Origin of the sequence: Aeromicrobium sp. 50.2.37 (assembly GCF_024655735.1) — a bacterium.
GTDB lineage: Bacteria > Actinomycetota > Actinomycetes > Propionibacteriales > Nocardioidaceae > Aeromicrobium.
The window spans coordinates 1-7,877 of sequence record NZ_JANLGG010000049.1; the positions used below are offsets into that span (position 1 = coordinate 1).

The window sequence follows — 7,877 nt, forward strand, 5'->3', positions numbered from 1 at the left end:
CGCACCCCGTCGGTCGGCGTACGTGCGGCGCTCGAGCGCCGCGGCCACCTGCCCGAAGCCCGCCACCGGGTGCAGCCGGCGCGGGTCACCGAGGAGGCGGTCGGCCACGAACCCGAGCACCAGACCTGCGGAGGCCGGCCTCACGAGAGGACCACGAGCACGGTGGCGAGGGTGAGCTCGATGCCGGCACCCATCACGTCGCCCGTCACGCCCCCGATGCGACGGTGGGCGCGACGCAGCAGCAGGCCGAGGACGACCAGGGCGGCCGCCGCTGCGGCCAGACCGTGCCACCAGGGCACGTCCGCGAGCACGCAGGCCCCGACGAGCAGCGCGGCCCAGCCCGCGTGGGCGACGACCGCGACGGGCAGCGGGACGCTCTGCGCCATGGTGGCGCCCAGGCCCGAGCCGTCCCCGGCCGGCACCGCCCGTGAGCACACGACCACCAGGACGGACCGCGACAGCAGGACCGCGGCACCGACCAGCGCCGCGTCGCCCGCGGCCACGAGCGAGGCCGCCCCCGCGGCCTGGAGGCCGAGCACGAGCACGAGGGCCGCCGCGCCGGCCGGCCCCACGTCACCCGATCGCATGACCGCCAGCGTGCGGTCGCGGTCGTAGGAGGAGGTGAGTCCGTCCGCGGTGTCGGCCAGGCCGTCGAGGTGGAAGGCCCGGGTGCCGAGCGCCAGCAGGCCGACGACGAGCAGGCCCGTGACCAGCGGCGAGATCCCCAGCTCCTGGCCTCCCAGCGCGACGACGGTCGCCCCGATCGCGAGCGGCAGCACGGCGACGGGAGCGAGCACCATCGCCCGGCCGGCCGTCAGGTGGTCGACCGCCCGGGGCGGCCGCACCGGCCACGCGGTGAGCGTGCCCACGGCGAGCCGCCAGGCGTCGACGGTCGAGGCGGCGGTCATGGACGCATCATCGCGGATCGGAGCGGGCTCAGAGTGCCGCGGCCCGGGCGCGACGCAGCTCGTCGGCCTGGCGGGCCCGCCACGTGCGGGCGGTGAGGCCGGTGAGCACGAGCGCCACCCCCGCCCACATCGCCGTCGACGTGGCGAGCGCGCCGATCCGGAAGGAGTAGAGCGTGTTCGCCGGGAAGCTGTCGGGCACCTCGTCGATCGGCGCGAGCACCACGGCCGCCACGCCGACGACCACGAGGTAGAGCGCGACGCCGGAGACCACGGCGAGCCACGGTCCGCGCGCCAGGAGAGCCCGCACCAGCAGGACGGCCGCCACCCCGGCGAGCAGCGACACGGCCACGAAGCCGAAGTAGAGCGCGGTCCGCTCCCCGATCGTGTCGCCCGAGCCGACCGCGGGCGGGTTCGGCGGGTACTTCACCCACGGGACGACGGTGTAGACGAGGTAGGCCAAGGCCACGACGACACCGGTCGACGCGACGGGGCGCAGGCCGCCGAGCCGCCCGACCGCGAAGGCCGAGGCGATGCCGGCGACGCCACCGGCCACGAGGCCGAACAGGACCGTCGCCGTGAGCAGGCCGGGCCCGGCCTGCTGGCCTCGGGTGATGCCGCCCGCCTCGTCGTCACCGTGCGAGTGCGCCGCGCCTTCCTCCTCGCCGTGCGAGTGCGCCGCGCCTTCCTCGTGGGAGTGCGCGCCGGCGTCGGCCGGGGCGGACGCAGACTCCTCGAGGGCGATCGCGTCGTCGATGGGCGGCTCGCCGACGGCGAACGCGACGACGAAGGCCAGGATGCCGCCGACGAGGCCGGCGACGAGGCCGTGGACCAGGAAGGTGCGGGGGGTCAGGGACGTGGGCATGCAGGGTTCCGTTCTCGCGTGGGGGCCGCGCCTGGCGCAGGCAGGGACGACGGGTCGCGCACCGGGGCTCGGTGCGGCGCCGTCAGACGTCGGGCTGGTCAGCGACAGGGCTGCTCAGTGACGGTGCTGATCAATGACCGTGCTGATCAGTGGCAGGGGAAGCCGAGCAGGTGGCGTCCGTCGTGGACCCACTCGTGCACGGTGTCGCCCGCGAGCAGGGAGGTTGCTCCCTGCTCGGCACCGACGAAGTACAGCGCCAGGACGGCGAACAGGGCGACGAACAGCGCCCAGGGGGCGAGCTCGCGCACGGCGATGGGCGTGGCCACACCGACGAGGTCGACGGAGCGGGCTGGGGAGAGCTGCGACATGGCAGGCCTTTCCTGAGGGATGAGTGCGTCCCGTGGATGGATGGCTGTCGTCGGCTTGGGTCTGGCTCCGCCCCGTCGTGCTGAGGCGTCACAGTAGCGCTACTGCGCCGGATTCCCACCGGCTTCCGCACCGTCGATCGTTCGTCATCGTAGGGCAGCCGAGGGGTCCTGCGCGAGGGTCTCCCACGAACGATTCCTACGACTGCGTCACGCGGACCTCGGCGTTGGCGGGCAGGGACGGTGCCGTGCCGTCGAGGGAAGCCACCACGTAGGCGATCACGTCGCCGTGGGTCACGACGAGCGTGTCGTCGGCCGGGCCCGACGCCAGGAAGTCCGCGAGGCGCCCGAGCACGTCGTCGAGCGTCTCGTCGTGGCCGCGCTCGACCAGACGCGAGTCCTCCACGACCTCGAGCCCGAGCCGGGCCGCCACCAGGTCGGCACTCTGGCGGGCACGGACCAGGGGCGAGCACACCACGGCGGCGACGTCGGCGTCGGCCAGCTGCTCGGCGGCTGCGAGCACCTGCCGCCGCCCCAGGTCCGTGAGCGGCGGGTGGGCCGTGCGGCCCTGCTCGCGGCCGGCGACGTTCCAGGTGGACTCGCCGTGGCGCATCCACAGCAGGCGGGTCACCGGCTCACGCCACTGGTGCCGGCTCGAGGGGCAGCGCCTCGACCACGCGGCCGACGACCGTGACCGCCGGAGCGCCGATGCCGGCGTCGGCCGCGACGCGCGCGATCGTGGCGACGGTGCCGTCGACCCGACGCTGGCTGGGCAGGCCCGCGTCGGCGACCACCGCGGCCGGGGTGTCGGGGTCGAGGCCACCGCTCACCAGCGCCTCGGCGATGGCGCCGAGGGTGCGCACGCCCATGAGCACGACGATCGTGGTGCCCGTCGACGCGAGCGCCTTCCAGTCGACCGTGGAGTCGGGGTGGTCGGGCGGCACGTGGCCCGAGACCACGGTGAAGCCCTGCGTGAGCCCCCGGTGGGTGACCGGGATGCCCGCGAGGGCCGGGCCGGAGACCGACGACGTGACGCCGGGCAGCACCCGCACCGGCACACCCGCGCGGGCGCAGGCGATCGCCTCCTCGCCGCCGCGGCCGAACACGAACGGGTCGCCGCCCTTCAGCCGCACCACGCGACGGCCGGCCAGGGCGTGCTCCACGAGCAGCGCGTCGATCGCGTCCTGCCCGGTGGACCGGCCGCCCGGGATCTTCGCGACGTCGACCACCTGGGCGTCGGGCCGCACCGCGTCGAGCGCGGCGAGCGGGACGAGCCGGTCGGTCACCACCACGTCGGCCTCGGCCAGGGTGCGCAGGCCACCCACGGTCATGAGGTCGGGGTCGCCCGGCCCGGCGCCGACGAGGACGACGTCACCCACGGCCCCGGCGGGGGTGCCGGGCCGTGGGCGGCGATCGGCACCGTCGGCCGGCACCCGCAGCACCACGTCGGCCGCGAGCACGTCGTCGAGCGACAGCTCTCCGCGCCGCCAGGAGACGAGGCCACGGTGGACGAGGTCCTCGAGCGTGGCCACGAGGTCGGGGGCCACGACCGTGACGGTGTCGCCCTCGGCCAGGGCCGACGACGCTGCCGCTGCGGCGCGCAGGCCGCCGCCGGCCACGAGCACGCGCCGACTCACGACCGCACCTGCGCGAGCGCGGCGAGGAAGCGACGGGTGACGTCGGGAGCGCGCACGGCGACGCGGATCCAGGCGTCGTCGAGTCCCGGGAAGGTGTCGGCGCGCCGCACCGCCCACCCGGCGTCGCGCAGCGCTCCGTGGACCCCTGGCCCCACCCGAGCCAGGACGAACGGCGCGGACGACGGCAGGTGGTGGACACCCAGCTCGTCGAGGCCGTCGGTGAGCACGGCCCGGTTCCGGCCCACGTCGGCGGCACGACGGGTCGCCTCGGCGCGGGCGTCGTCGGACGTGCACGCGACGATCGCGGCGGCGGCGTGCGTCGACACCGACCACGGCGGCTGCTGGGCGCGCAGGTCGGCCAGCAGGTCGGGGTCGCCGAGGACGTAGCCCGCGCGCACGCCGGGGATGCTCCAGAGCTTCGTCAGGCTGCGCACGACCAGCACCCCGGGAAGGGCTGTGCCAGTCTGCCGCCCACGGCCCGGCACCCCCGCCGGGGCGCCGGCGAACGAGTGCTGCTCCCCGGGCACGGCGTCCATGAACGCCTCGTCGACCACGACCACGCGGCCGGGCCGCGCGAGGGCACGGATCGCCCAGGCGGGGTGCAGGACACCGGTGGGGTTGGTGGGGTTGCCGACGACCACGAGGTCGGCGTCGTCGGGGACGCGGTCGGGCTCGAGCGCGAAGTCGTGGCCGAGCCGCACGTGCTGCGGGTCGTGGCCGGCCTGGCGCAGCGCGACGTCGGGCTCGGTGAACTGCGGGTGCACCACCACGGGGTGCTGCCAGTCGCGGGCCCGGGCCAGCAGCGTGAACGCCTCCGCCGCACCGGCGGTCGCGAGCACCTCGTCGGCGGGACGGACGTGCCGCCGAGCCGCGGCCGCCTCGGCCTCACGGGCGTCGGGGTAGCGGCCGACGTCGTCGAGCGCGGAGCGCAGGGCATCGTCGAGCCACGTCGGACGCGGGCCGTCGTGCACGTTGACCGCGAGGTCGACGAGTCCCTCGGTGGCCTCGACGTCGCCGTGGTGGCGGAGCGGGTCGGTCGCGCTGAACCGTTGCCGGGTGGTCTCGATACGCCCCCGCGAGGCTCGTCCCTCGCCCGCGTCGGCTACTCGACCAGCGGGGAGGTCCTCGCTGGTCGAGCAGCCGCTGCCGGGTGGTCTCGATACGTCCGGTCGAGCTCGCTGGCGCTCGCCGTCCGGACTGCTCGACCAGCGAGGTGCGGCGTGGACCGCCGCGGCGAAGCGCGCGGCCATGCGGGGGTGGCCCGCCCAGTGAGTGTGCAGGTACGACGCGTGGAGCGTCGGGCTCGCGAAGCCGGCCTCGCCGTGGGCGCTCGTCCAGGCGACGCCGAACGCGTCGTCGGCGCCGGACGACGGCGTGACGTGGGTGCGGTGGAACTCGTGGCCGGTCACGCGGCCGCCGACCGGGGCGAGCAGGTGCTCGCCCGGGGCCACCGCCGTGCGGTAGCCGAGGGTCAGGCGCGGCGTCATGGCGGCGTCGGCCGGGAGCGCCCCCACCATGGGGGCGCCGTCGAGCGAGCGGCAGAGGTACAGCAGGCCCGCGCACTCGGCCACGGTCGGCACCCCGGCGGCCACGGCGTCCGCGATGGCGTGGCGCAGGGGCTCGTTGGCCGAGATCGTCGCCGCGTGCACCTCGGGGAAGCCGCCCCCCAGGTAGAGCCCCGACGTGCCCTCCGGCAGGGACTCGTCGTGCAGGGGGTCGAACACCCGCACGTCGCAGCCGAGGGCGTCGAGCAGCTCGACCGTCTCGGCGTAGCGGAACGTGAACGAGCGGCCGCCGGCCACGGCGACCACCCGCCGCGGCCCGGCGGGCGGAGGGCCGACCTCGTCGGCGGCGTCCCACGCCGCACCCTGCAGGGTCGGCGCCGACCGGGCGATGCGCACGACCTCCTCCAGGTCGACGGCCTTCGCGACCCGGGTGGCGAGCCGGTCGAGCGCGGCCGCCGCGTCGTCCCGCTCGGCCGCGGGCACCAGCCCGAGGTGGCGCGACGGGGCCACGACGCCGTCGTCGCGGTGCACGATGCCGAGCACCGGCACCCCCGTGCTCTCGAGCGCGCGCACCACCTCGTCGGCGTGCCGCGTGGACCCGACCTTGTTGAGGACGACACCGGCCACCCGCACCGACGTGTCGAAGGCGACCATGCCCTGGACCAGCGCCGCGATGGAGCGCGACGCCGACGACACGTCGACCACGAGCACCACCGGGCTGTCGGTCGCGCGGGCCACGTGGGCGGTGGAGGCGTAGCCGTCGGTGCCGAGCATGCCGTCGTGCAGACCCATGACACCCTCGACGACCGCGAGGTCGGCCCCTGCCGCGCCGTGCTGCAGGAGCGGCACGAGCCGCTCCTCCCCCAACAGGTGCGGGTCGAGGTTGCGGCCGGGCAGTCCGGTGGCCAGCGCGTGGTAGCCGGGATCGATGTAGTCCGGTCCCACCTTGTGGCCCGAGACCTTCAGCCCGGTACGGGCGAGCGCCGCCATGAGACCGGTCGCGATGGTGGTCTTGCCGTGACCCGACGCGGGGGCCGCGACCACGAGACGAGGGAGGACGGTGCTCACCACTCGATGCCCCGCTGTGTCGTCTGCCGCCCCCGGCCCGGCACCCCCGCCGGCCGTGGGCTTGGGCGATGCTCGACGCTCACCATTCGATGCCTCGCTGACCCTTCTGGCCGGCGTCCATGGGGTGCTTGACCTTCGTCATCTCCGTGACGAGGTCGGCCACCTCCAGGAGCCGGGGGGCGGCGTCGCGGCCGGTGATCACCACGTGCTGGCGACCGGGCCGCGACGCGAGGGTGTCGGCGACGTCGTCGACGTCGACCCAGCCCCACGTCATGGGGTAGGTGAACTCGTCGAGCACGTAGAGGTCGTGGGTCTCGGCGGCGAGGCGGCGCTTGATCTCGGCCCAGCCCTCGGCGGCCGCGACGGCGTGGTCGTCGTCGGTGCCGGACTTGCGCGACCACGACCATCCCGACCCCATCTTGTGCCACTCGACGGGACCGCCGAGGCCCTCGGTCTCGTGCAGGCGACCCAGGTGCTCGAGCACGGACTGCTCGCCGACGCGCCACTTGGCGGACTTGACGAACTGGAACACGCCGACCTTCCAGCCCTGGTTCCAGGCCCGCATGGCCAGGCCGAACGCGGCGGTGGACTTCCCCTTGCCGGGACCGGTGTGCACCATGACGAGCGGTCGGTTGCGGCGCTGGCGGGTGGTGAGGCCGTCGTCGGGCACGACCAGCGGCTGACCCTGGGGCATCAGGCCACCTCCCTCACCGTGCGGACGGCGGAGGTCAGGCTCTCGGCGCTCACCTCGCCGAGCGGGAGGTGCTGTGCGCCGAGCCGGTCGGCCAGCACCGACGCGAGCCCGAGACGGAAGCCGCCGGTCTCGCAGTCGACGACCACCGACGCCACGCCGCTCGCGCGCACGTGGTCGGCCGCGCGGTGGGCGCGGGCCAGGGCGTCCGGGCCCGAGGTGGCCCGACCGTCGGTGACGACCACGAGCAGCGGTCGGCGCAGCGGGTCGCGGATGTGCTCGAGACGCAGGGCGTCCGCGGCAGCGGCGAGACCCTCGGCCAGCGGGGTGCGCCCGCCCGCCGGCAGCTCCTCGAGCCGGCGCGCGGCGACGTCGACCGACGACGTGGGTGGCAGGTCGAGCGTCGCGTCGGCGCCGCGGAAGGTGACCAGCCCGACCTTGTCGCGGCGCTGGTAGGCGTCGAGCAGCAGCGACAGCACCGCGGTCTTGACCTGCTCCATCCGCCGCCGGGCCGCCATGGAGCCCGAGGCGTCGACGCACAGCAGCACCAGGTTGGACTCGCGCCCCTCGCGCACGGCCACGCGCAGGTCGGCCGGACGCAGCAGCACGCGGCCACCCTCGGTGCGTCCCCGCGCGTGCTGGTGCGGTGCCGCCGCACGGACCGTCTCGACGAGGTGCAGCGAGCCGCTGCGACCGGCCGGGGTGCGCGCGCCGATCCGTCGGCCGTCGTCGGTCACCGCGCGCGAACGACGACCCGAGACGCCGGCACCCACGCCGTCGACCTGCAGCAGGCGGGCCCGCACCGGCTGGCCGGCGCCGACCGTTGACTCCGCGGCCTGGC

General features: G+C 75.8%; 8 protein-coding genes and 1 riboswitch. All 8 genes read right to left on the reverse strand.

All coding sequences use genetic code 11. The features are described from left to right. Window positions 1–140: 140 nt before the first annotated feature. Entirely contained in the window at window positions 141–908 is a 768-nt protein-coding gene (locus NUV38_RS16840; protein ID WP_257730217.1) for an adenosylcobinamide-GDP ribazoletransferase, read from the reverse strand. Between the two features lie 28 nt (window positions 909–936). Next, window positions 937–1,770 (reverse strand): CbtA family protein, encoded by an 834-nt coding sequence (locus tag NUV38_RS16845; protein WP_257730218.1) that lies wholly within the window; start codon window positions 1,768–1,770, stop codon window positions 937–939. Between the two features lie 146 nt (window positions 1,771–1,916). Next, window positions 1,917–2,138, reverse strand: a complete 222-nt coding sequence (locus NUV38_RS16850) for a CbtB-domain containing protein (RefSeq protein WP_257730219.1) — start codon at window positions 2,136–2,138, stop codon at window positions 1,917–1,919. A gap of 59 nt (window positions 2,139–2,197) precedes the next feature. After that, window positions 2,198–2,265, reverse strand: a riboswitch (cobalamin riboswitch). Between the two features lie 69 nt (window positions 2,266–2,334). Then, window positions 2,335–2,766 (reverse strand): histidine phosphatase family protein, encoded by a 432-nt coding sequence (locus NUV38_RS16855; RefSeq protein WP_257730220.1) that lies wholly within the window; start codon window positions 2,764–2,766, stop codon window positions 2,335–2,337. Window positions 2,767–2,770: 4 nt separating this feature from the next. After that, entirely contained in the window at window positions 2,771–3,772 is a 1,002-nt protein-coding gene (gene cobA / locus NUV38_RS16860; protein ID WP_257730221.1) for a uroporphyrinogen-III C-methyltransferase, read from the reverse strand. Further along, complete coding sequence (locus tag NUV38_RS16865) at window positions 3,769–6,345, reverse strand: cobyrinate a,c-diamide synthase (RefSeq protein ID WP_257730222.1); 2,577 nt, start codon at window positions 6,343–6,345, stop codon at window positions 3,769–3,771. Before NUV38_RS16865 ends, cobA begins: the two co-directional genes overlap by 4 nt. A 79-nt stretch (window positions 6,346–6,424) precedes the next feature. Then, complete coding sequence (gene cobO / locus NUV38_RS16870) at window positions 6,425–7,039, reverse strand: cob(I)yrinic acid a,c-diamide adenosyltransferase (protein ID WP_257730223.1); 615 nt, start codon at window positions 7,037–7,039, stop codon at window positions 6,425–6,427. Next, window positions 7,039–7,877 (reverse strand): VWA domain-containing protein (locus tag NUV38_RS16875; RefSeq protein ID WP_257730224.1); only part of this gene is annotated, 839 nt, incomplete at its 5' end. The genes NUV38_RS16875 and cobO, both read right to left, overlap by 1 nt.

Bases quoted from the DNA above. Each gene is read 5' to 3' on its own strand.
- NUV38_RS16840 (WP_257730217.1), bottom strand. From the start codon at position 908: ATGACCGCCGCCTCGACCGTCGACGCCTGGCGGCTCGCCGTGGGCACG.
- NUV38_RS16845 (WP_257730218.1), bottom strand. From the start codon at position 1,770: ATGCCCACGTCCCTGACCCCCCGCACCTTCCTGGTCCACGGCCTCGTC.
- NUV38_RS16850 (WP_257730219.1), bottom strand. From the start codon at position 2,138: ATGTCGCAGCTCTCCCCAGCCCGCTCCGTCGACCTCGTCGGTGTGGCC.
- cobO (WP_257730223.1), bottom strand. From the start codon at position 7,039: ATGCCCCAGGGTCAGCCGCTGGTCGTGCCCGACGACGGCCTCACCACC.